At 44.8% G+C, this 24,244-nt stretch carries 19 protein-coding genes; 5 read left to right on the top strand and 14 right to left on the bottom strand.

Going from position 1 to position 24,244, the window contains the following annotated elements; genetic code table 11:
- Positions 1–39: 39 nt before the first annotated feature.
- The 11 genes from cobB to AB6F11_RS02270 form a co-directional block, all read right to left on the bottom strand.
- Complete coding sequence (cobB, locus tag AB6F11_RS02320) at positions 40–774, bottom strand: Sir2 family NAD+-dependent deacetylase (RefSeq protein ID WP_017063867.1); 735 nt, start codon at positions 772–774, stop codon at positions 40–42.
- Positions 775–1,030: 256 nt separating this feature from the next.
- Entirely contained in the window at positions 1,031–2,251 is a 1,221-nt protein-coding gene (locus AB6F11_RS02315; RefSeq protein WP_017059625.1) for an ammonium transporter, read from the bottom strand.
- Positions 2,252–2,628: 377 nt separating this feature from the next.
- The gene (locus tag AB6F11_RS02310; protein ID WP_102393733.1) at positions 2,629–3,045 is read right to left on the bottom strand and encodes a hypothetical protein; all 417 of its coding nucleotides are present in this window, start codon (positions 3,043–3,045) and stop codon (positions 2,629–2,631) included.
- Complete coding sequence (locus AB6F11_RS02305) at positions 3,029–4,102, bottom strand: formate dehydrogenase subunit gamma (protein ID WP_012603931.1); 1,074 nt, start codon at positions 4,100–4,102, stop codon at positions 3,029–3,031. Before AB6F11_RS02305 ends, AB6F11_RS02310 begins: the two co-directional genes overlap by 17 nt.
- 13 nt (positions 4,103–4,115) lie before the next feature.
- On the bottom strand, positions 4,116–4,724 hold the full coding sequence (gene fdh3B / locus AB6F11_RS02300; protein ID WP_004742271.1) for a formate dehydrogenase FDH3 subunit beta: 609 nt from the start codon (positions 4,722–4,724) through the stop codon (positions 4,116–4,118).
- A gap of 11 nt (positions 4,725–4,735) precedes the next feature.
- Entirely contained in the window at positions 4,736–7,591 is a 2,856-nt protein-coding gene (locus AB6F11_RS02295; RefSeq protein ID WP_102393732.1) for a formate dehydrogenase subunit alpha, read from the bottom strand.
- Positions 7,592–7,601: 10 nt separating this feature from the next.
- Positions 7,602–7,802: a twin-arginine translocation signal domain-containing protein gene (locus AB6F11_RS02290; protein ID WP_008217926.1), complete on the bottom strand. Its 201-nt coding sequence runs from the start codon at positions 7,800–7,802 to the stop codon at positions 7,602–7,604.
- A 78-nt stretch (positions 7,803–7,880) separates the two neighbouring features.
- Positions 7,881–8,519 (bottom strand): molecular chaperone, encoded by a 639-nt coding sequence (locus AB6F11_RS02285; RefSeq protein ID WP_019824641.1) that lies wholly within the window; start codon positions 8,517–8,519, stop codon positions 7,881–7,883.
- A gap of 9 nt (positions 8,520–8,528) precedes the next feature.
- Entirely contained in the window at positions 8,529–10,190 is a 1,662-nt protein-coding gene (locus AB6F11_RS02280) for a 4Fe-4S dicluster domain-containing protein (protein WP_102393731.1), read from the bottom strand.
- Between the two features lie 299 nt (positions 10,191–10,489).
- Entirely contained in the window at positions 10,490–11,173 is a 684-nt protein-coding gene (locus AB6F11_RS02275) for a DUF3306 domain-containing protein (protein ID WP_017063871.1), read from the bottom strand.
- On the bottom strand, positions 11,163–11,624 hold the full coding sequence (locus AB6F11_RS02270) for a DUF3305 domain-containing protein (protein WP_102393730.1): 462 nt from the start codon (positions 11,622–11,624) through the stop codon (positions 11,163–11,165). The genes AB6F11_RS02275 and AB6F11_RS02270 overlap by 11 nt, the downstream gene beginning before the upstream one ends.
- A gap of 424 nt (positions 11,625–12,048) precedes the next feature.
- Between AB6F11_RS02270 and fdhD the strand changes: the two genes are divergently transcribed.
- On the top strand, positions 12,049–12,870 hold the full coding sequence (gene fdhD, locus AB6F11_RS02265) for a formate dehydrogenase accessory sulfurtransferase FdhD (protein WP_102333408.1): 822 nt from the start codon (positions 12,049–12,051) through the stop codon (positions 12,868–12,870).
- 222 nt (positions 12,871–13,092) lie between these two features.
- Here fdhD and AB6F11_RS02260 read toward each other — a convergent pair whose 3' ends face one another.
- Positions 13,093–14,676 carry an ABC-F family ATPase gene (locus AB6F11_RS02260; protein WP_009846736.1) on the bottom strand — a complete coding sequence of 528 codons (1,584 nt, stop codon included), beginning with the start codon at positions 14,674–14,676 and terminating at the stop codon, positions 13,093–13,095.
- 462 nt (positions 14,677–15,138) lie between these two features.
- On the opposite strand from AB6F11_RS02260, the gene AB6F11_RS02255 reads away from it, so the two are divergent.
- On the top strand, positions 15,139–17,484 hold the full coding sequence (locus AB6F11_RS02255; RefSeq protein ID WP_017068188.1) for an ATP-binding protein: 2,346 nt from the start codon (positions 15,139–15,141) through the stop codon (positions 17,482–17,484).
- 1 nt (position 17,485) lies between these two features.
- Positions 17,486–18,373, top strand: a complete 888-nt coding sequence (locus tag AB6F11_RS02250; protein ID WP_017059614.1) for a mechanosensitive ion channel family protein — start codon at positions 17,486–17,488, stop codon at positions 18,371–18,373.
- 368 nt (positions 18,374–18,741) lie between these two features.
- Here AB6F11_RS02250 and AB6F11_RS02245 read toward each other — a convergent pair whose 3' ends face one another.
- Together AB6F11_RS02245 and AB6F11_RS02240 are read right to left on the bottom strand one after the other, a co-directional pair.
- Positions 18,742–20,769, bottom strand: coding sequence for a cache domain-containing protein (locus AB6F11_RS02245; RefSeq protein ID WP_017059613.1), 2,028 nt, complete (start codon positions 20,767–20,769; stop codon positions 18,742–18,744).
- A complete protein-coding gene (locus AB6F11_RS02240; protein ID WP_102393729.1) occupies positions 20,759–22,222 on the bottom strand; it encodes a sigma-54 dependent transcriptional regulator in 1,464 nt (487 codons plus the stop codon). The genes AB6F11_RS02245 and AB6F11_RS02240 overlap by 11 nt, the downstream gene beginning before the upstream one ends.
- 303 nt (positions 22,223–22,525) lie before the next feature.
- Here AB6F11_RS02240 and AB6F11_RS02235 point away from each other — a divergent pair, with 303 nt between their 5' ends.
- Both AB6F11_RS02235 and AB6F11_RS02230 read left to right on the top strand, forming a co-directional pair.
- Positions 22,526–23,332 (top strand): substrate-binding domain-containing protein, encoded by an 807-nt coding sequence (locus AB6F11_RS02235; protein WP_102393728.1) that lies wholly within the window; start codon positions 22,526–22,528, stop codon positions 23,330–23,332.
- A gap of 209 nt (positions 23,333–23,541) precedes the next feature.
- Positions 23,542–24,240: an ABC transporter permease gene (locus tag AB6F11_RS02230; protein WP_017067174.1), complete on the top strand. Its 699-nt coding sequence runs from the start codon at positions 23,542–23,544 to the stop codon at positions 24,238–24,240.
- Positions 24,241–24,244 lie beyond the last annotated feature (4 nt).

Here is a 24,244-nt window from a genome sequence, read left to right as displayed (position 1 = left end):
TCAGATTCAGAAACTGATGTGTGTTATTAAAGACAAGGCTTAGGCCGTTAAAGAACCTTTCTCTGTACATAATAACTCGCCAACCAGTTTAGGCACCTCGATACTCGCCTTTCCGTAGCGCTTCTCTTCAAATTCACTTTCAACCGCACTTGGTTCGAGGTTTATCTCGATAGTATGTGCACCATGCATTTTCGCATCGTGAACAAAGCCTGCCGCTGGATAAACAACACCTGAAGTTCCGATAGAGATAAACAGATCCGCTTCTTCCAGTGCGGAATAAATGTCGCCCATTCTTAGTGGCATTTCGCCAAACCAAACAATATGTGGACGCATTTGTGCAGGGATTTGGCAGCAATGACAAAGTTCACCCGTTTCAATATCGCCTTTGTGCTCTACAACTTGATTGGATTCACTGCAACGCGCTTTTAAAAGTTCACCATGCATGTGAATAATGTTGTTGCTACCGCCTCTCTCGTGCAAATTGTCGATGTTTTGAGTAATGATGGTAACTTTGCCATCAAGCTTGTCTTCGAGCTCTCCCAGCGCCTTGTGGGCTGAATTGGGCTGAATGCTCTCACTTTGCAGGCCGTGACGACGCTTGTTATAGAAGGCTTGTACCAAGTCAGGATCTTTTGCGAACCCTTCAGGCGTCGCTACATCTTCGATTTTGTGGTTTTCCCATAGCCCGTCTTGTGCTCGGAATGTTTGTATCCCCGACTCTGCAGAGATGCCAGCGCCAGTAAGAATTACGATATTTCGATATGGGAAATGCATATAACGTCCTTTTAGATATGTCACTTTGTAACAGCTTAGCACTGTTCAAATTCCAACAATAGTTTTGGGGATTAGACCATAGTCTTAGGCAACTGAATTCATTGGCTATTTGTGACATAACTCGCTTGATAGTTGTGGTTGTTGTTACTCAAATTCTCTGTTTTGCTATCCATAGAAACAAAAAAGCGACCGAAGCCGCTTAGTTCTGTTCAACAGTTGTCTACTTGATGTGCTTTACCCCACCAAGTGAACAACGTTAGTCTTCGTTGATAGAAGAGATCTTATGGATAGAAAGATCCGCACCGTTGAATTCATCTTCTTCACTTAAGCGTAGGCCTGTTAGTTTGCTCAACACACCGTATACGATTAACGCGCCGACGAAAGCAACAGCAACACCTGCGACTGTACCAATCAACTGAGAAGCAAAGCTCACGCCGCCTAGACCCCAGAAAGCTTGTTGGCCGAAGATACCAGCAGCAACGCCACCCCAGGCACCACATACGCCGTGTAGAGGCCATACACCCAGTACATCATCGATCTGTGTTTTGTTTTGCATATAAGTAAATAGGTAAACAAACAGCGCACCTGCCACACCGCCCGTCACCAAAGCGCCAAGTGGGTGCATCAAATCTGAGCCCGCACAGATAGCGACGAGACCAGCCAAAGGACCATTGTGGATGAAGCCCGGGTCATTTTTACCTGCAATTAGAGCCGCAAGAATACCGCCAACCATGGCCATGAGAGAGTTCATTGCCACGAGACCGCTGATGCCATTGATCGCTTGAGCTGACATCACGTTAAAGCCAAACCAACCCACACATAAGATCCAAGAGCCTAGTGCTAAGAATGGGATATTCGATGGTGCGAAGTTGGTGTGTTTGCCTGCACGGATTCGACCTTTACGCATCCCTAAGAAGTAAACTGCGACCAAAGCAATCCAACCACCTACGCCGTGAACCACTACCGAGCCTGCGAAGTCATGGAACACGTAACCAAACTGACCTTCTAGCCAATCTTGGAATCCAAAGTTGCCGTTCCAAATGATGCCTTCAAAAAATGGATAGATGAAACCAACCGTAAACAGTGTCGCAATCAAAATTGGATAGAAACGAGCACGCTCTGCGATACCACCAGAAACAATCGCAGGAATTGCCGCTGCGAATGTCATTAGGAAGAAGAACTTAACCAGTTCATATCCGTTGCCTTGCGAAAGTGTTTCTGCGTCTGCAAAAAAGTGTGCACCGTAAGCAACCCAGTAACCGATAAAGAAGTAAGCAATGGCGGAGACACCAAAGTCGGAAAGGATCTTAACCAGCGCGTTGACTTGGTTCTTCTTTCGAACGGTACCGACTTCTAGAAATGCAAAGCCAGCGTGCATCAAGAAAACCATGATGGCGCCGAGTAATAGGAATAAAGTATCTGAACTTTGGGTAAGGGTTTGTACTGCACTATGAACTTGAGTCACCGTTTCACTCATTAAAGCATTCTCCTTCGCTTTATCTGATTTGCACTGATATCGTGCGATTCAATGTTGTAATTAATTAAAGACTCAACAGTGAACGCAAGATGCGTTCCAAGTGTGAGGGGTAATTTTCGTGCAACAGGTTTTGTTTTTAACTTATTGATTATTAAAGTCTAAATATTTAGGTGCACTTTTATGGTCCTTTACACCAAAAAAAATCGCAACGACAATTGCACCAAATAAGGGAGTTGCACCATATTGAAGCGGTCAATAAGTAGGTTCTGATGCAGATAGCGGCTGACAACTATTTACGGTTCCGGGGACTTAAAAACAAAAAGCCCAGTTCAATGAATCACTGGGCTTTCTTTAGATATGTCATTAACGTCTCAGCGTTACAGGTTTGGTCCTGTCGACGGGTTTTGCGGTAGGTTTTGACTTAAACGCTGCATACCTTGATACATGCGGATAAACCAGACCACAATCGCAACACCACCAAACAGCATGCCTACATACGGAATGTAGTAAGCGATGTCATCGATAATATGGTTTTGATACCAGTAATCGTTCACACCGATTAACACGCCATTAGAGGTCGCTACTGTCACGATAAGTACAACAAAGAACGTCAAGTTCAAGAAGAACGAGCGAATCAAGCCGTAGTAATGGGTATCCACTACTTCGCCGTCTTCACCTTTATCTAAACGATAGCCCGCGTAGATGATGGCAACCATACCAGAGAGAAGACAAGTAAATGGCGTAAAGCAGCTTAGTATGTAAGCGACCCAAATACCTTTATGAGGTTTGTTCATTCTTATTCACCCCTTCCGTTTTCTCTGTTGCTGCGTTAGCGCTTTGTTCAACGCCGTTTTTCTCTTGTTCCATCACTTCTTTGTACCAAAGATCATGGTGCTCTTTAGCCCAAGTCTCATCAACTTCGCCTGTTACCATGCCTTCTAGTGCCCCTTCCATACCGAACAAGCCGATGTAGATGTGGAACACGAAACCACAGATAAGGATCAAAGCAGCCAACATGTGGACTAGGTTTGAGAGCTCCATATCTCGACGGGTTTGACCGAAGATTGGGAAGTCTAAAACCAAGCCACTGATCGCAGCCACACTACCCATAACAATCAATAGCCAGAACAGTGCTTTTTCACCCGCGTTCGAAAACTCTGCAGATGGATGAGAACCTTTATGTTTCCCGACCATACCACCTAGTTTCATGAACCACTGGATATCGACCATCTTGAAGATAGACTTGCGCCACCACTTGATAAGAACAGCCATCAACAGCACATAGAAAATTGGGCCGATGTAGTTGTGGTATTGCTTAGCTAGTAGAACGATGAAGCCCCACAGATCCGTTGGAATGTACGGCTTCAAGAAGTGTTTACCGTAAACCAACATCAAACCACTGAACGCCAGTGTTAAGAAGGTAAACGCCATGCTCCAGTGCAATGCACGGTCTAGTCGAGACCAACGTTTGATTTTACGACCCGTTCTTGGCGCGCTTAACATTAGCGGGCCAATCACAACGTACATCAAAGTCACAAAAGCAATACTGCCAAAGATAGCGACCGCACCGGCTGGTGACATCCACTTCTCTTTCAATATGTACCAAGTTTGACCTGGAGTACTGATTAACACACCGTGCTCAGCTGATTGAGATGTGGTGTAACCTTCCTCACCATTTCTTACTTGTCGCCAAAAATCGGCACCAGCAAGCTGTGTGATTTCTCGTTGAGCAGAGCTCGATTGAGTTTGTGATGAGTTCGTCTCAGATGCATGACTCATAGGAGAAAGCATTGTTAGTGCTGCCAACATCGGCAGCACAACAAGGAAGAGACGCTTAAACATTGTAAGCATATGTCTCTCCTACTTAGCTCTTAGTCGCATCGTAAGAAAGGTCGTTGCCGTCTGTCCAACCTGCACCTTTCGCACCACGTTCAACAACACGCTGACGGAATACATCAGAGACTTTCTCTGCATCACCCGCTAGCAGTGCTTTGGTTGAACATAAAGAAGCACACATTGGTAGTTTGCCTTCAGCGATACGGTTCGCACCGTACTTCTGACGCTCTTCCACAGAACCTGGCTCTGTTTCAGGGCCGCCAGCACAGAAGGTACACTTGTCCATCTTACCGCGCTCACCAAATGCTTCCTGTTTAGGGAATTGAGGTGCGCCAAACGGACAAGCAAACAAGCAGTAACCACAACCGATACACAGATCTTTATTGTGAAGCACGATGCCGTCTTCTGTATGTTCAAAACAGTCTGCCGGGCAAACTGCCATACAAGGGGCATCAGTACAGTGCATACACGCTACTGAGATAGAGTTTTCACCTGGTTCGCCATCGTTCAGTGTCACAACGCGACGACGTTGAATACCCCATTCCAGAGCATCATCATTTTCATTCTTACATGCAGTGACACAACCGTTACATTCGATACAACGCTTGGTGTCACAAAGAAATTTCATTCTAGCCATTTTAAGACTCCTTACGCTTTACGAATATTACAAAGGGTTACTTTCGTTTCCTGCATCAACGTGACAGGGTCGTAACCGTATGTGGTTGCTGTGTTAGCAGCTTCACCAATAACGTAAGGATCAGTGCCTTCTGGGTATTTAGAACGCAAATCTTCGCCTTGGAACTTACCACCGAAGTGGAATGGGATGAATGCCAGACCCGGTTTCACACGACGTGTAACCATCGCTTTCACCTTAATACGGCCCTTCTCTGCACCCTCAACCCAAACATCGTCACCGTCTTTAAAGCCGATGTCGTTTGCATCTTTCGGGTTCACTTCAACAAACATCTCTTGCTGTAGTTCTGCTAGCCAAGGGTTAGAACGGGTTTCTTCACCACCACCTTCGTACTCAACCAAACGACCAGAGGTCAGGATAATCGGGTATTCGCCAGATTTGTCTTGCTCTTGAATCGACTTGTAAAGCGTAGGAACACGGAAGATAGCTTCTTTGTCGTCCCACGTTGGGTAATCAGCAACTAGGTCGCGACGTGGCGTGTAAAGTGGCTCACGGTGCAGTGGTACACGGTCTGGGAATGTCCAAACAATCGCACGTGCTTTCGCATTACCAAATGGGATACAGCCGTGTTTAATTGCCACACGTTGGATACCACCTGAAACGTCAGTCTTCCAGTTTTTGCCTTCAGCAGCCGCTTTCTCTTCTGCAGTTAGATCATCCCACCAACCCAGTTGTTTCAGTAGTTTGTCACTGAACTCTGGGTAGCCGTCTTTGATCTCACAGCCTTTCGAGTAGCTGTCTTCTGCGAGTAGGCTTTGACCTTCAAACTCAACACCAAAACGAGTACGGAAGTTACCACCACCTTCAGCAACCGTCTTAGACGTATCGTAAAGGATGTGTGTACCCGGATGTTTCATCTCTGGTGTGCCCCAACATGGCCAAGGTAGACCGTAAGTCTCGCCATTTGCTGGACCGCCTTCTGCTTCTAGAGACGTTTTGTGGAATGTGTGCCAATTCTGTTGGTGTTCTTTCAAACGCTCAGGGCTTTGGCCTGTGTAGCCGATTGTCCACATACCTTTGTTGAATTCACGTGTAATATCTTCAATCAGTGGTTGGTTGTTCTCAACACGGATGTTTTTGAACAGCTGATCAGAGAAACCAAGCTTCTTAGAAAGCAGGTACATGATTTCGTGGTCAGGTTTAGATTCGAATAGAGGATCAACAACCTTGTCACGCCACTGTAGAGAACGGTTTGACGCCGTTACACTGCCGTAGGTTTCAAACTGAGTCGTTGCTGGTAGCAGGTAAACGCCGTCGGTACGATCATTCATTACCGCTGCAACCGTTGGGTATGGGTCAACAATAACCATCATATCCAGCTTCTGCATCGCTTTTTTCATCTCTGGACCACGAGTCTGAGAGTTCACCGCGTGACCCCAGTAGAACATGGCACGGATGTTTTCGCGTTGGCGAATCTTGTCTTTGTCTTCAAGTACGCCATCAACCCAACGAGATACAGGAATACCTGCACTGTTCATTGGTTTTTGACCGCCGTATGCGTTGTCGTCGAAACGGCCTTTCACCCAGTCAAAGTCGATATCCCAAACTTTTGACCAGTGACGCCAAGAACCTTCAGACAAGCCGTAGTAGCCTGGAAGTGTGTCTGACAGTACGCCAAGGTCAGTTGCGCCCTGTACGTTATCGTGACCACGGAAGATGTTTGCACCGCCGCCTGATTTACCGATGTTACCTAGCGCAAGCTCAAGTACACAGTAAGCGCGTGTGTTGTTGTTACCCGTCGTGTGCTGAGTACCACCCATACACCAAACGATACAACCCGGACGGTTTTCAGAAAGTAGTTTCGCGGTGTGGTATACGTCTTTTTCACTAACACCAGTTACGCGTTCAACTTCTGCTGGGTTCCACTTCGCGACTTCTTCACGGATCTCGTCCATGCCGAATACACGTTGTTTAATGAACTCTTTGTCTTCCCATTGGTTTGCAAAGACGTGCCATAACACACCCCAGATAAACGCAACGTCAGAACCTGGACGAAGAGAAACGTAGTGATCTGATTTCGCAGCAGTACGCGTACGACGAGGATCCGCAACAACGATCTTACAGTTGTTCTTCTCTTTCGCGATCAAGATGTGTTGCATCGCTACTGGGTGAGCTTCTGCTGGGTTTGAACCAATGAACAGCATCGATTTACAGTTGTGCATGTCATTGAACGAGTTTGTCATTGCACCGTAACCCCAAGTGTTCGCAACACCGGCTACTGTGGTTGAGTGACAAATACGTGCTTGGTGGTCAACGTTGTTGGTGCCCCAAAGCGAAGCCATCTTACGGAATGCATAAGCTTGCTCGTTACTGTGTTTCGCACTACCTAGGAAGTAAACTGAATCAGGGCCAGACTCTTTACGAAGTTCTAGCGCTTTGTTACCGATCTCTTCAATCGCTTGTTCCCAAGAAAGCTTCTTCCACTTACCGCCTTCCAATTTCATTGGGTACTTAAGACGACGTTCACCGTGGCCGTGCTCACGAAGTGCTGCACCTTTCGCACAGTGTCCACCAGCGTTGAATGGGTGATCGAATGCAGGCTCTTGACCTGTCCATACGCCATTTTGAACTTCAGCGTAGATACCACAACCCACAGAACAGTGAGAACAGATAGTACGTTTCACTTCTGTTTTCGCTTCTGGATCGACTGATTTAGCCTGTGCTTTCTTCATCATACCTGGTGCAAATAGACTTGCGCCTACCACTGCGCCACCAGCAGCTAATGAAGTGTTTTTCATGAAGGCACGTCGAGACACACCTAGCTGATTGGTTTCTTTGCTCACACTATTGGAGCGTTTGACAAGTTTCATCCGTTATCTCCTAAAGTGTGTCGTAGTAATCGCGAATGTGTTGCGTCTCACGATACCCTGTCTTCTTCACGTCTTCTTTCGAAATTTCAACAGTTTCTGAAGCGGTTGCCACTTTAGTTGTACCAGCGACAACGGCACCAGCAACGGCTGCAGTCGTCAAGCCTTTGAGTAGATCCCTACGGCTTGTATTTATATCTTTATTATCTTTCATCATTGCTTCCTTACCTTACGGTAGATCTTTTTTTGGAGGCTTAATGCCCCTCTATCGATATAATCGCGTACTGCTCGATTACTCGTAATCAGTGACGTTTTTCACATCAATCTTTAATTTGTGCTTACTGCTTTTTGTATTCACGCTAAAACGCACTTGTTCTAACGTTAAGAATGCTTCACACAGTTGAGCGGCCGATTTGTAGAAGTTCGCGCTTTCTGCCCCTTCAAGCTGACGCGTGAAAGAGTTAAACCAAGGGCCAAGGTGCTTATTGAATACCGCCTGTTGCAGTGCTTCTTCTTCAGCCGTTAGCATCGCCATCACTTCACACAGTGCTGCGATATGATCTTCCGGCTCTTTCACTTGATCGTCACGCTCAATGCCTAAAAGCTCTAAGTCATGACGAATCTCTGCCAATGGTTTTTCCATCATGGCACCAGTTCTATGCCAAGAACCAAATGGAACTATCTCTCCACGGCCAATGCCAATGAACAGATCTTGATATTCGTCTTCTAACGCTTCGCGATTTGATTCCGTTGCCGCTTGTTGAATGGCAATCCAAGCCTTTTGCATTGCGCTTTCAGACGCTTCAATATCGAGTGTTTTTAGAAAGTCGATCACCTCTTCAGAAGGTGCGCTGCGAAACAGTGCGGATAGAACCAAATAGATCTCAGTTCTTAGTGTCTGTTCTTGTGCCTGATCCAAATTCGTTTCCAAGGCTAACTCCTAGTATTTCAATTGTTTCAATGGGTCTTGAGCCATTGAATCGAACATATCCACCACACGGCAGTCTTCACACATAGCAATACGATTAATCGCTGCTTCATCTGAAAAGTGAGAGTGACCGCGTAACTTGTTCTGTAACATGTCAATCATAGACTGAGGTGCGAATGGTTTATGGCAACGTACACATTCCGCAGCTTTCTCTTCATGAATCACAACTGCTTTTTGACGTTCTTCTTTTACCCAGTTCATACGAGGCGTAAGAGTCAGAACATTTTCAGGACATGCTTTTTCACACAAGCCACATTGAATACAGTCTTGTTCTACAAATTTAAGTGATGGAGAAGCCCCGTCGGTATGAAGTGCACGTGTCGGACACACAGCCACACAGCTCATACATAACGTACAATCTTTGCTATCACACGAAACGTTGCCGTAAGGTGCGTTTGACGGAAGCTCAACAATATTTTCAACAGGAATACGAGCTGAAGACATCGCATCAAGTGCTGTAAATAGACGTTGGCGCTTGTTGCCTTGAAGATCGCCAAGTGCAAGGTCGAATGAATCCACACAAAGTGTTGGAGGACATTCACGTAGAGATTCTAAGTACAGAATATCGATGGTTTCTTTTGGAATACCGATTTGATCTAGTAGTTCTTGAGCAATCCCTACTTCGTTATTTAGAACACGAATGATCGTTTCTGGCATAAAGCGAGATGCGGCAAACAGAACCTGAGTTGCGCCATTAACTAAAGCTGCAAACCAAGTATCGATACCAATAGATGGCAGTTCTTCTACGACAATTGGAATCACGTTATCTGGCAGTGCTTTTAGCGCCATTACATTGTAAGTCTCATGACGAGAGCTACAGATAAGTACGATTGGATCCAGACCGCCCGCTTGCTCATAATTAGCTAGCGTACGTTCAATAAACTTTTGAGTGTCATCAGGGTTTGGCAGCGCATAGGTAATCGCTTCTGTAGGACAACTAGTTGCACAAGTACCAACGCCTTGACATAGGTAAGGGTTAATCTCAATATTGTGACCCGTCTTATCAGAGCCTTCACTTGATAGTGCGCCAGCAGGACAAGCATCTACACAACGCTCACAGCCTTTTACGCCACGAGAACTGTGTGCACATAGGTCTGTGTCCAAACGGAAGAACTTAGGCTTATCAAATGTGCCCATAAGCGTTGGAATCTCTTCCAGTGCTTCAGCAAGTTTTGGATAGCCACGACCTACTGGGTAATAACCCGGTACAGGTACTTCTTCTGTCATGCAGCTATTCAGACATAGGTCTAAAACAACATCGAAACAATCGTGATTAATCGCGACTTTCGCTAGATTGCTTGATGTGCCTTTGTTTTCGATCACAACTTCAAACGTGCCAAGGAAACCGGATACTTGAACCGAATTCGCGAAGTACAGTTCTGGGTTTGTGCCCTTTTCGCCATCTGTTGACAATAAGGTTAGGCTCGTCAATTGAGGTAATTGAGCCGCAGCACTTTCAATGATCGCAGTTGGACCAATAACAAGTGTATTACCGCCGCTTTCGTAGCTAACAGTAGGTGGAATCAGATTTGTTAACTCAACTGTATTTTCAAATGCATACAGTCTTGCTTTAGCGTTATTTGAATTTGCTTGTTCTAATAATTGTTTAAGCATTGCTCAGTTCCATCTTTGGACATGGATAATCTGTTCAACCTTTATTGTAGTAAGCGAGAGAGAACTTGCTGAGTAATCCGTTAACAACTAACCCTTTAGCCAGTGTGTCGTTCGTCAGACCGTGAACTCATCTATCTACAAAAAAGTTGATAATGAACGTTATTTTGCAAATGCCATGCCAATTTAATATGCCTTATATTTCAGTGATTTAATCCTATATAACGTTTATTGTGCGTATAAAAAAACCGCTTGGGACATTTTGTCGCAAGCGGTTCATTGAGTGTTTAGTCAAAATGTACCTATTCTTTGTGTGGTATATTTTGTCCCACCTCTTTCAGGTCTGCTTCGTCTGACATTGTAGCGTTATTATCCGGTACTGTGTTTTTATACAGTTCTTTTTCTTGTTCGGTTATTTCGGCACTTTCTGACGTTTCAAGTTTATTATCAGATACCTCAAGATCGCTTTCAGAATTTTCTAAAACTTCACCTTCGTCTTTATTATCAATGATTTGCTCTTCTTCTGGCGCAGTTTCTTCTTCCGTTTTGTCTTTAACCCAATCACGCAAGGTTTCCGCAACCCCTTCAGAAAGAGACTTCAAATTACTGTAATCGTCGTCGTAATCATCTAAACCATCACGAACGTTGAATTCTTCTGAGAGGAATAATTTACGCAATGCCGCTTTTTTTACGCTTTCTGAAGCTTCTGACACCAATAATTGAGCAACAGACAAGTCTTCAGTCGTTTCTGATGCTATCTCCTGAGAGTCAATAGTTTGAGAATCGACAGCGTGTTCTGGAGACTCTTTTTCCAAAGTTCCACGTTCTAGTGACTCCGATGTTTCTGCGTCTATAGATGAAGCAGCAGACGAAGCCTCAGTGGAAGTAAGCTCAGTTTCCTCAAGCGTTTGTTGCGCTTCTAAAGGTTGGTCGGTTGATTCATCAAGCTTTCGTTGAGACCAACGGCTAAAAAAGTTAGTTGCCATTTGATCGACCCGCGCCTTTACGTTTCTTACGTCTTGCTTCTAATAACTCGCCATGACGACCGATGAATGCTTCCATCCAAGCTTGTACAGGCAATGGCATGTCGTAAGACAATACTTGGTTATCTCCGTCCATGTATTGGCCTGCGACTGTTTGTGATGCTGTCAGTAATTGAATAATAGGTTTACCGGAGTCAACATTATCCATAACTAAGAATAGCTTAGGTTGCTGAGAGCTTAGATTGAAGCGGTAGTCGGTACGTTCGTCTTTGTGCAACTGAAGCAAACATACGTCTGGGGTTTCATGTTCAGGTGATAATTCAAAACCGATGAGTTCCCATTGAGTTGTTACCCAAATGCCAGTTTTGATCTCTTTCTCTATTCTTTGGACACCGATTGGCCAAGCTGCTTCTGTTTTTTCATATTGTTCTTGGAATTCTTTTATCTCAGACATACTTCACCCAATTGATTTTCTTTGGTCTGAAAGCACTTAGGACATTTTGTACTGTGCGCAATCATATACACCCCATAAAGCAATAAACACGCCAATACGGATTACCTACGAGAGCGTATCTATAGCGTTCGTTATCAAGTTGTCATTATAACGTTAGTCGATACTGGTTATTTCAGACAACTCCACCCAGTGAACTCTCATATTTTGCGCTATTTTAATCTAATGCTTCATGTTTCCATCAATCCCCGTTATTTTGGAATAAGATTTGCAGACTCTAGTCTCAGAGCTATGGCATGTTCGAAACGATAATCGAAACCTAAGCTATAGCGAACTAACAAACTAGCGCATTGATGAATGAGAGCCTTATTGCTCTTGTTGACTTCTTATCTCATAAAATCGCTATCTCATTAAGTAGGAAATGACTGTGGTAAAACCAAACATAATAAAAACCAGTGAGAACCCACTTCAGACAATCGAAGTTGAAGTGTTTGATGAATATGGCGAAAAGCTAACGAAACAGATCGCGTGTGAGCGCCCTCTTACCGTCATGTTGAACTGGAAAGAGATCGTAACCCTGATGACGCTCGGCTCACGCCCTGAATCTTTAGTCTTGGGTTATTTGAAGAACCAGAGCTTCCTTTCTGATCCAGAAGCCGTTGAATCAATCATCATCGACTGGGAAACCAGCTCAGCAGCGGTTATCACCAAAGAAGATACGAGCCAACTTGAGCAAGCGCTTAAGAAGAAGACAGTTACCTCTGGCTGTGGCCAAGGTACCATGTATGGCAACGTGATGAAGCAATTGGAAGATTACCAAGTGCCTCAAACCAAGATTAAGCAATCTGAAATCTATACGGCTCTAGAAGCGCTGACTCATTATAACGACACCTACAAGAAAGCGGGTGCGGTTCATGGCTGTGCTGTTTGCAAAGACGACAAGGTTCTATCGTTTGTTGAAGATGTTGGCCGACACAATGCCGTTGATACATTGGCTGGTGAGATGTGGCTTAACAAAGAGACAGGTGAAGATAAGATCTTCTACACCACAGGCCGTTTAACGTCTGAGATGGTGATTAAGGTTGCGCAGATGGGAATCCCTGTTCTACTGTCACGCTCTGGCGTTACACAAATGGGCTTAGATTTAGCGCAGAAGTTCGGTATCACTACGATTGCTCGCGCTAAAGGTTTACGCTTCCAAGTGTTCACGGGTGCAGACAAGATTGACTTTGATGTGAAAGGTGAATAATCAGCAGTCGGAAAAAAGCGTAGGTTTGATTGGTGATTCACTAACCGCTTCTAATTGTAAAGTTCTGATGTAAATAGTTAGTGACCCATCAAGGATAAATACATAGAAACTTAGCTAGATACAAAAACGCCGTCATGCTTTTTAGTATGACGGCGTTTTTAATTTTCAATTTATAGCTTAATTTCCAACGCATAGAGTTGAAAACTAAGGCTAACTTAAAGCTTAGCCGCGTGCTTTCAAGAACTCAGCGTAAGTACCGCGGAAATCGTTGATCTTGCCATCTTTGATTTCAAGGATACGAGTTGCAAGCGAGTCTACGAATACACGGTCGTGAGATACGAAGAACAATGTGCCTTTGTAGTTCTCAAGAGCCAAGTTAAGCGCTTCGATAGATTCCATATCCATGTGGTTTGTTGGCTCATCCATTAGCAGGATGTTTGGTTTATGCATCATGATCTTACCAAGAAGCATACGACCTTGCTCACCACCAGAGATAACCTTTACAGATTTCTTAATGTCGTCTTGACCAAATAGCATACGACCTAGGAAGCCACGAACAACTTGCTCGTCTTCGCCTTCTTGGCGCCATTGGCTCATCCAATCAAACAAGTTCATGTCTGTCTCGAAATCGTGTGCGTGATCTTGAGCGTAGTAACCGATGTTTGAGTTTTCAGACCACTTGTACTCACCTGTGCGAGGCTCAAGAGCGCCAGCTAGTGTGTTAAGTAGTGTTGTTTTACCCACACCGTTCTCACCTATGATAGCAACACGCTCACCTACTTCGAAAATACCGTCGAACTTGTTGTATAGGTCTTCTTCAAAACCTTGAGATAGGTTTTCAACCACAAGTGCGTTACGGAATAGCTCTTTAGACTGTTCGAAACGGATGAATGGGTTTTGACGGCTAGACGCTTTAACTTCGTCTAGTTGGATCTTATCGATCTGCTTAGCACGTGACGTTGCTTGCTTCGCTTTAGATGCGTTAGCAGAGAAACGAGATACGAACGTTTGAAGTTCAGCAATTTGTGCTTTCTTCTTAGCGTTGTCAGACAGTAGACGCTCACGAGCTTGAGTCGCAGCCGTCATGTACTCATCGTAGTTACCTGGGAATAGACGAAGTTCGCCGTAATCAAGGTCAGCCATGTGTGTACAAACAGAGTTTAGGAAGTGACGGTCGTGCGAAATGATGATCATTGTGCAGTTACGTTGGTTTAGCGTGTCTTCCAACCACTTGATGGTGTCCATGTCCAGGTTGTTCGTTGGTTCGTCAAGAAGCATGATATGCGGGTCTGCAAACAGTACTTGAGACAATAGAACACGAAGTTTCCAACCCGGTGCTACTTCGCTCATCAGACCGAAGTGCATTGATTCTTCAATACCTACCGCTAGAAGAAGCTCACCAGCTTTAGCTTCTGCCATGTAACCGTCCATTTCAGCGAACTGAACTTCAAGGTCAGCCACTTTCATGCCGTCTTCTTCGCTCATTTCTGGCAAAGAGTAAATGCGGTCACGCTCTTGCTTAATAGCCCAAAGCTCTTTGTGACCCATGATAACCGTGTCGATTACCGTGAATTCTTCGTAAGCAAACTGGTCTTGGTTTAGCTTAGCAACGCGCTCGTTTGGATCGTAGCTTACGTTACCAGCACTTGGCTCAAGTTCACCAGATAGGATCTTCATGAACGTCGATTTACCACAGCCATTCGCGCCGATTAAACCGTAGCGGTTGCCTTCGCCGAACTTAACTGAAATATTTTCGAAAAGTGGCTTAGCGCCGAATTGTTGGGTGATATTTGCTGTGGAGATCAATGCCATTACCTTTTTAATGTGAAAAACGCCGCAACGTTACTTGTTCAGGGCTTTAACTGCAAGTATTGATTGCAATTACTGGCCATTAAGTGAGTGATAACCTAGCCAAATCATAGTTTGAACTGACTCACATTTTTGGTTTTCTATTTATCGCCGTAAAACCGTCGATTTTAAGGAAAAACAAAATATCGAACAGCGCACCATAATGGGCGGTATATAACGTCCCAAATCATGCCAACCATTGAATATATCGTATGCTGATTGGTCACAGTAAAAGCCAACCCGATCAACGCAACAGAAGACATAATAAAGATGCTCAAATACTAGCCTAATCCCTGACAATTTCATGACAAAATCGCTCGAAACAGGAATAAAGTACTCGCCCCCGACACGGGGTTGGATTTCACAAAGTCAGATTATCTAACTATAGTAATCCTAACCTCATAATTCTAAGAGACTTTTATGCGTTCACTATCGCGCTTCTTAATCCTCACTTTGGCCATTCTCTCTTGGCCTAGTCATGCCAACTTGGAATATGACTTACAATCTCAGCCGCAGGTATCCGATTCTGCTGTTGATCTCGATGATCGAATTGATTCGTTACCCGACCCCCTCTTTATGGAACCGTCGGACAGACGCCAAGTCAATATATTGCTCGCTGAAGTGCTACAAGTTCAAAAGCAGGAAATCAAAACCTTCGAGCAACAGATAAAAGCCTACAGAGCGAACAACGACGCCGATCAATGGTTTGCCGTTCAAACCAGTTACGTCACTTTGAATAGCTTGAATGTGAGCAAGCAACACCTGTTAGAGCAGACGAATTCCGCTAATAAAGAGCGCCTAACGGGTTTTGGCCCCTACGGTGTAACTCAATTTAAGCAAGAGTGGGAATTAACCAAGCTCAACATTGAGTATCTTGTTTACTTCCAAATTCGTAGCTTTAAAGCGCTCGTTAAAGACATATTTATTTCGCCAGTGCCTGTGATTGGTGCATCGTTAAAAGTGTTGTTTATCTATTTTGGTTTAGCGTGGTGGCTTGCCAATAGCACTCGTTTGATTGAGTTGTTCAGAATTAATTTTCTTGAAGCGAAAACGAACCCTCCATTTTTAGTACGTGTGATCTGGTACATCAGCCGCGCTGATCGTGCGATTGCTTGGTTAATTGCGATTACGCTTTCTCTAAGAGTGCTCTCCAGCATCCCTAGCCTGCAACACCTGATTTTCCTTGAGATCTTCACTTGGTGGATTCTAGGTGGTTCGATTGCTATCAGCTTTATTTTGGAATTTGCGTATCGTTTGGGCCGCACATCCAATCAAGAAGTGATTGCGCTGCGCCTATCGACCATTCGCCGTTATGTTTGGAGCTTCATTGTTGCGGGTGTGACTTTGCAAATATCGAGTATCACGCTAGGCAAAGGCACTATCTATAGCTGGATCTACAGCGCCCTATTTTTCTGGTTTGTACTGGTTACCATTTCAGTGCTTAGATTATGGCGTGCGAAAGTCTTCGATACGCTGCAACACATCTCTGATCGTCCGGTATGGGTGAACTGGGCAGTAAACCGCAAGGATACCTTCTTACTTAATATATTGGCGACGGCCATTGGCATCGTATGGTTGAGTGTTTACAACTTCCAACACCGCATCATGGCCTTACTGTCTAATTACACACTGTTTAGCCAAGCTTTGGCGTACCTGTTTAGAATTGAAGTGGCTAAGCAGTCTGACCTTGACAAGAATCAGCAAAACTTGGTTCGAATCAAAGGCGATCAAACCTATGAATACATTCTTCCGGGTAATATCGACAGCACGCTGATTGATTACGCCGGTGATGAGGTTAAGCAACTGTCTCGCTACTTGATGTCAGACAGCCCTGCTATCTGTATTGTTTCAGGTGAACGTGGTGTGGGCGCAACAACGCTGCTTTATACACTGCTGCACAAAGTCTCTAACGCTGAACCTGTCTACGTAAGTTGCCCTTACGCTGGTTATCAAGAGCTGTTAGCGCATCTAGCGGTGAGCATCGGCTTGGAAGAGAAAGCGACTGAGATTCAGATCTTGGCTCACCTTCGTAAAAGCAAGACCACGTACTTGATTGCGATCGATAATGCACAACGTCTAGTTAAGCCAATGGTTGGCGGCTTGTCTGATCTGATACGTTTAACCAATCTACTGCGTCGTTCTAAAAAGAACCACCGTGTCGTGATATCGATCGCCAAATCAAGCTGGCGGTTTGTCGATCGAGCGCGTGGCGAACGTTTGCTGTTTGACTTGGTGTGTTTCCTTCCGCGTTGGACAGAGAAACAAGTCGGTGAGCTTCTAAATAGCCGTATTAATACGGAGCTTGAGAAGCCGTTATCGTTTGATGGTTTGGTGGTGCCTAAACAGTGGGACCAAGATGACATGAGCGAGGAAGATCGCGCACGCCAAGGCTTCTACCGAATCTTGTGGCATTACTCTGATGGTAACCCTACCGTTGCGTTGCGCTTCTTCCGACTCTCATTGAATCGAAACAAAGATACCGATCAAGCCGTGGTGCGCTTGTTCCATGTTCCAGAAGCACAAGAACTAGAAAACATGCCAAAACCTATGCTGGCTGTGCTTCGTTCTATCGTGCAGTTGGAAATCGCGTCTCCGGAAGTCTTGTCTGATTGTACGCAGCTAAGCACGGCTGAGATAACCGGCATTCTGCGTTACTTTGAAAGCCGTGGTTATATTGGTTGGCATGAAGAAAAGGCTCGAATTTCCGAGCACTGGTTCCGCCACATTACTAACGTTCTCGACCGTCAACATCTACTGGTGAAGTAAAATGAAGAAGTTATTTATCCTACTATTTGTTGGCTTGGCAAGTGCTGTCAGTTTCCCGATCTTTGCGACGGAAGAGTTAGCCAATGTAGAAAACATCTCAAAGATAGCGAGTCTAGTGCGATGGAGCGGCGTGTTCTTCTCCATGATCGTTATTGCTGCGATGTGGTTACTGCTTAAGTTTATCAACTCGATGGTGACCAGTTTTGGTAGCCAATTCGTGCAATACCGAATGCTGCTACAGAAACTGCAGTCGTTTACTCAGTTCTTTATCTATGTGAGCACAGGTCTTATCGTGTTCATGATGAGCTTTAGAATCAACGACCAAATACTGGCTTTGATTGGTGGTACCCTCGCCGTGTCAGTCGGCTTTGCGCTTAAAGATTTGGCAGCTTCATTCATCGCGGGCATCACGGTAATGATTGATAGGCCCTTTCAAGTTGGTGACCGCGTCACGTTCGAAGGCAACTACGGTGATATCATTACCATTGGTTTGCGTTCAGTGCGAATGAGAACCCTGAACGATGACATCATTACCATTCCGAACAACAAGTTCTTAAATGAAGTGACCACCAGTGGTAACTACGGTGCGTTGGACATGCAGGTGGTGATTCCGTTTTACGTTGGTATGGATGAAGACATCACCCTAGCCCGCGATCTGATTCAAGAAGCGGCGTCTTCAAGTCGTTATATCCACTTGCCGAAACCTGTAACGGTTTTGGTTAAACAGACGATTACCGATAACTACCTAGCAATACAGCTAACTTGTAAGGCTTACGTTGTGGATACTGCGTATGAGAAGCTGTTTGAAACCGACATTACTTTGCGTGTGATGAAAGAGTTTAAGAAGCACAACATCAACCCACCGAAAATTTCAGTAGCGGCGCATTAGGCTTGATGCTTTAGACGTTTGTTGCTTATAGCAAATGACTAGCCATAAATAAAAACACCTCCGAACTTATCGCAAGTGCGGAGGTGTTTTTTATGAGCTTTTTATCTTTAAGCTAATAGTCCTATTGATGCTAAACCTTAAAGTATTTCAATTGCTCAGTAAGGTGTTCTGTAGTGTTCGCCATTTTCTGACTGTCTTCTGCGAGCGATTGTGAGGCTTGGAGTACCTCATTTGCAGCGAGTTGAGATTTGGTTTGCGATAGATTAGTAGTGCGGAATTTTCGTGCTTGGGCTAAAACGTTCGTGTAATAGCCCAAGCGCGTTAGAAATATTATCAGATGATAATATCAGTGAATGAGTTCTTAGAACTTATAGGTTTGATACAAGCAATTGAGGTGTCGCTTTCTGTTGAAGATAGATACTAAAGCAACTTCCCTTACCTACCTCAGATTCAACTCGGATCTCGCCGCCAGTTTGGCTCAAGATACTCTGAGATACTGACAACCCTAAGCCCGTGCCATCTCGTTTGGTGGTATAGAAAGGCGAGAAGATACGTTTCAGTTGTTCTTCCTTAATACCGCAGCCTTCATCTTGAACATGAACGATAGCGCCATGAGACACACCATTTTCAACCCAGTCTTCACTCGAAATGGTTAACGTGCCCTGACCGTCCATTGCATGAATCGCGTTCATTTGTAGGTTAACCAGAATCTGTAGCAATTGGTTTCGATTGACCTCGACTGAGGTTTTAGCGTTCAGCTGCGATACGTACACAATGCCTTTCTTCTTCGCACCTGTTTTTACGAGCGTAATACTTTCATCCACTATTGGGTTGATATGTTGCCACGTAATTTCGTCTTGTACGCCGCCGTGACGGCTGTATTGAAGCAGGCTTCGTGTGATATTTCGAATTCGGTCAATCTGCTCCATGATCGCGTGGACTTCCTCATCTACACGGCTCACTTCATCGCCCAGTTCAAACTTCATCAGTTCAACGTTGCCAAGAATCACGGCGGTTGGGTTATTGATCTCATGAGCAATACCTGCCGTTAATTCACCTAACGCGGCCAGTTTTTCATTGACCACCAGCTTATCTCTGGCTTGATTGAGAAGCTTGATGTGCAGTTCGAGTTCTTCAGTTTTCTCTTTCAAACTCGCGGTACGAGAATGCACTTTGCACTCAAGTTCAGACGCCGCTTGTTGAATCTCTTGATTGCGCTCGTGCAGTAGATCCAACATCTTGTCGAATTGTTTAGCGAGCAGTGTCAGTTCGTGTTGATCATCCAAACCTAGCGTACCAATTCGCTTGTCTTGCCCCATCTGGACTAGCTTGACGACCTTATGAATGCGTTCGATTGGGTTGAAAAGATCACGTGCGCCACGGTGAACGATCAAACCGGATGCCAACAGAAGCAACACAATGGTAATGCTAATTTCGCCAAGGTTGGTCAAGTACGTTTCTATCAGCGGCCAAATCAAATAACCGGTGTAAAGCATACCAATCACATTATTAAACTGGTCATGGATTGGTTGGTAAGCTGTGATGTACCAAGCATCGTAAACATACGCTCGATCTAGCCACTCTTTACCTTCATTCAAGACTTTCGAGTGAACCTCGTGAGAAACACGTGTACCAATGGCGCGCCCTACACTGTCTTCACTGCTCAAAGGCACGTTGGTGCTAACACGAAGATCATCAAGGAAAACCGTGACCGTTCCTATATGACGATTAAAACCTTCTCGTTGTGGATAGATAAGGTTGCTGATTTGGTCAACAAGTTGAGTACTGTTATTCAGTAAGATCCCACCATCCAGAAAACCAATCACATGATCATGTTCATCTTTGATGGATACAACGGTTCGGCTTACCAATCCGCGAGTCTCGACCTCTTGCCCGTTGAGCATCGGAACTTCCGCTTTTTTAGCGAGGTCACGATCGAGATAATTGAGTTCATTACGGCTTAAGACACTGAAAAATGAAGGCTTGTGAGTTAAGTTTAGATATTCGAGTTTCTTTTCCATGCTCTCGACACTGCGCCAGCGCAGAAAATCGAGCTCATAGCGAGATTTGTTCTCAGACACCCAGCGCGTTAGCTCTTCGTGTGAAAGATCACTCGCAAGTTTGGTTCGAAAGTTATAAGACTCGGCAAACGCACGAACGTTGTATGCTTGCTGATTTTGGATCAGGTGAATACTGTTATCGGCAACATCCAAGCGTTCATCAACATCAATCAGAGCGCCCTGCCACGTGTAATGTATTGACCAATACAGTGTGATAGCCACAAGCGCGCACAAGGTCAGAATGATCGGAGCTGATGTTAGGAATAATAATCGGTAGCGAACCATGGTTTTGAATCGGAACGCCCACTTTGACCACCAACGACGTCTAATCGGCATATTCAGAGCCTTCTGTGTTCCAATCTTTGTACTTACGCTCTAGCGTTTTACGTGCGACGCCAAGATCTCTTGCAGCTGCCGATTTATTGCCATCATGAAAACTAACCAGCTGTTCTATATGAGATTTTTCTACTTCTTTGAGTGTCCAAGTGTTTGGATAACCCTCGGCAGCGTCTGCATTATTCAAGTTTGGCATTTCCGCACCATGTGACACCGTCACTGAAATGCTAGCAGGAACAGGATCACCATTAATCTCGCGCCAATAGTGTGCTGGTGGCTTGTCTAAAAGAATGCATCGTTCGACTAAGTTTTTAAGTTCACGAATATTTCCCGGCCATTCGTATTCGTTCAACGCCAAGATATCTTCATGTGCCCAATTTGGAACTGGCATGCCAAGCTCGCTCGATAAAAGACGAGTAAAGTATGGAACAAGTTCAATCAGGTCTGACGGGCGCTCTCTCAATGGCACCACATCAATCTTAAGTACATTGAGTCGGTAGAACAGATCGCGGCGGAAGTGCCCTTTATCGACCTCTTCTTGAAGATTTCGGTTGGTCGCCGCCACCACTCGTACGTCAACGGAAATTTCCTTCTCGCTACCGACTGGACGAATGGTTCTTTGCTCTAACACGCGTAACAATGCAGCTTGCATTGGCAGTGGCATCTCACCAATTTCATCAAGGAACAAGGTGCCACCACTTGCGACTCGGAAAAGACCTTCACGGTTTTTCTTCGCACCAGTAAATGCGCCTGATGTATGTCCAAACAGTTCACTTTCTAGAAGCTCTGGAGCAATCGCACCACAGTTGATTGGCACAAATGGACCTGTGCGTTTACTGGCTTCATGTACACCACGAGCAACCAGCTCTTTGCCGGTACCCGACTCACCTTCTATCAAGACGGACGCTCGAGACGGTGCAAATTGACTGATCAGCAATTTAAGTTGTTTGGTCTTGTCTGAATTGCCAATCAGTTCAGTCTTGATATGACGACTCACATCACGCTTCAACGCGTACTGCATTCTTTGGTCGAGTCGCTTATCCATACAACGCAGAACCGCTTGTATCATCTGTTCGAGGTTGAACGGCTTAAGAATAAAATCTGAAGCACCAAGCTTAAGCGCGGATATGGTCATCTCTAGATCGGCATAACCCGTCATGAAAATCACATCGGCGCGTTTGTCGTTGTCGTTAAACGCCTCTTCCCACTCAATACCAGACCGACCTGGCAGATTGATATCAAGAACAATGAGATCAAAATGCTCGCTCGAACGCAGTATTTCGGCTTCTTCAACCGACCCCGCACTCGATACCTTGCCAAAGAACTTACCCAGTGCTTTCTTTAAAATAGCCTGCATACCCATTTCATCATCCACAACCAAGACGGAAAACGCTTGATATTGAGTCAATGTGTTCGGGTTGAGGTTGGGTGCAGATGAACTAGGTAAAGACATAATGATTAGCCGGTGGGGAAAGTTGGGACAGAGTGTACCAATTAACCTTTTGTGCAACAGGGACAATGTGCGACATTTTGTCCTAGCTCATGTTTTGATTCATTTTAGAGGGCTAAATGACGCAGTTTTGTCCGAAATAACAGCAATTTAATGAGATCTGATGCATGATTTATTGGCATTAAGATTGCTTATAAGGTGTAGATTTCTAATTACAACAATTAGCGTCTTATGCACATGCCCTTTTTTGAGCCCTTTAAAACTGAAGGCATGTCATTCATTTATAACAGAATGGACATAATAATAATGAAAGCAATTCCCCTAACTATTGCAGCTCTATCTATCGTCAGTTATACGGCTAGCAGCGCGGAAGACACCATCCATATCAAATTGGCAACAACCACAAGTACCTATCACTCTGGTCTACTTGACTACTTATTACCTGAGTTCGAAAAAGATTCTGGTATCAAAGTTGATGTTCTAGCGGCGGGTACAGGTAAATCACTTCGTATGGGTGAGAATGGCGATGTAGACCTAGTGATGACTCACGCACCAAAGGCTGAAGCGAATTTCGTTGAACAAGGTTACGGGGTTCTACCTCGCAAGCTGATGTACAACGACTTTGTCATTGTTGGTCCTCAAAGCGATCCGGCGAAGATTGAATCTCAAAAAGCAGTGACTGATGTGTTCAAAGCAATCGCGAACAATAACGTGACCTTCGTTTCTCGTGGTGACGATTCTGGTACTCATAAGAAAGAGATGGGTATTTGGGCACAAACTAAAATGGAACCAAACTTCGGTGGTTATCGCAGTGTTGGTCAAGGCATGGGCCCTACTCTGAACATGGCGTCAGAGATGCAAGGCTACACCATGACAGACCGTGGTACTTGGTTGGCTTACCAAAACAAATTGGATCTTAAAATCCTTTTCCAAGGTGACAAGAACCTGTTTAACCCTTACCAAGTGATTCTTGTTAATCCAGAACGCTACCCGAGCATTAACTACCAAGCAGCGAAAGTATTCAGTGATTGGCTGGTTAACCCTAAAGGTCAGAAACTGATTAACGACTTTAAACTGCACGGTAAACAGCTGTTTGTTGCGAGCGCAGAATAGTTTTTCGTCAGCGTAGATTCGTTTATAACAAGCTGAGAATGGTTTGTTGTAAGTACTAATTCCAATTAGCACTACGCTTAACTAACCAGTTAACTGAAGCATTTAAAGAAACAATAGCTGACCAATACACACTCAAATAGTTTGGGTCAGCTATGATTAACATCAGTCATTACCGATAAAACCTATTATCGATTTACACGAGATACTTCATGACCCTATGGCAAACAACGATTGATGCAATGAATCTACTTGTGAGCTTTGACCACGAATTGTGGAAAATCGTCGCGGTATCCTTCAGCGTATCTTTGTCCGCCATCTCATTGGTGATTGTTCCTGCAATCCTTATGGCTTTCTTATTGGCTTATACCGAGTTCCCCGGGAAATGGGCTCTGCTTTCAGTGATCAACACCCTGCAAGCGATCCCTACTGTGGTTATCGGTTTGTTGATGTACATGATGCTTTCTCGCTCTGGCCCGTTAGGTGATTGGCAATTGCTGTTCACCCAAAAGGCGATGATTCTAGGTCAAATGGTGATCTGTTTCCCTATCCTAGTTGCGATGATGCATGGCGCTCTCCAAGCCAGTGACCGCCGAGCGGTTGAAACGGCGCGCACGCTTGGCGTATCAACGACTCGTGTGGCGTGTACGTTAATTTGGGAAACGCGCTTCCCTCTTTTAGCGGCAACTATCGCTGCCTTCTCTCGTATTGTCACTGAGGTTGGTTGTTCAATGATGGTCGGTGGCAACATTATGGGGATGACAAGAAACATCCCAACAGCTATCGCTATGGAAAGCCACAAAGGCGCATTCGCTCAAGGCGTCGCCCTCGGTATGGTGTTATTAGCATTGGCATTAGCCCTTAACTTTTTCCTTTCCAGTGTGAGAGGAAAAGGCTATTTAAGAACTTAGGAAC

The sequence above is a fragment of the Vibrio sp. 10N.247.311.14 genome (assembly GCF_041467715.1).
Lineage (GTDB): Bacteria > Pseudomonadota > Gammaproteobacteria > Enterobacterales > Vibrionaceae > Vibrio > Vibrio crassostreae_C.
This window is presented reverse-complemented; position numbering and strand designations above follow the sequence as displayed.